General features: G+C 52.7%; 1 tRNA gene. It reads left to right on the top strand.

From position 1 onward, the window contains the following. The first annotated feature begins 21 nt into the window (after positions 1 to 21). Positions 22 to 98 (top strand) — tRNA-Ile (locus ACGF5R_RS24775). The last annotated feature ends 198 nt before the right edge of the window (positions 99 to 296 follow it).

The following is a 296-nucleotide window of genomic DNA, read 5'->3' as shown; positions in this document are numbered from 1 at the left end:
AGAGAATAACGTTATCGTGATAGGCTTGTAGCTCAGGTGGTTAGAGCGCACCCCTGATAAGGGTGAGGTCGGTGGTTCAAGTCCACTCAGGCCTACCAAACGCTTTTCCTCCTTTGCCATTTTAAACGCTGCATTACTCATGTGCTCGCGCACACTGCGTGATTCGCGTTGAAACTGGCTGTGACGAAAAGGTTTGTATAGACCGGGTGATAGCGGGAAATTCTGTATGGGGCTATAGCTCAGCTGGGAGAGCGCCTGCCTTGCACGCAGGAGGTCAGCGGTTCGATCCCGCTTAG

It is taken from the genome of Photorhabdus sp. RM71S, from assembly GCF_042879355.1.
GTDB lineage: Bacteria > Pseudomonadota > Gammaproteobacteria > Enterobacterales > Enterobacteriaceae > Photorhabdus > Photorhabdus kayaii.
This window is presented reverse-complemented; position numbering and strand designations above follow the sequence as displayed.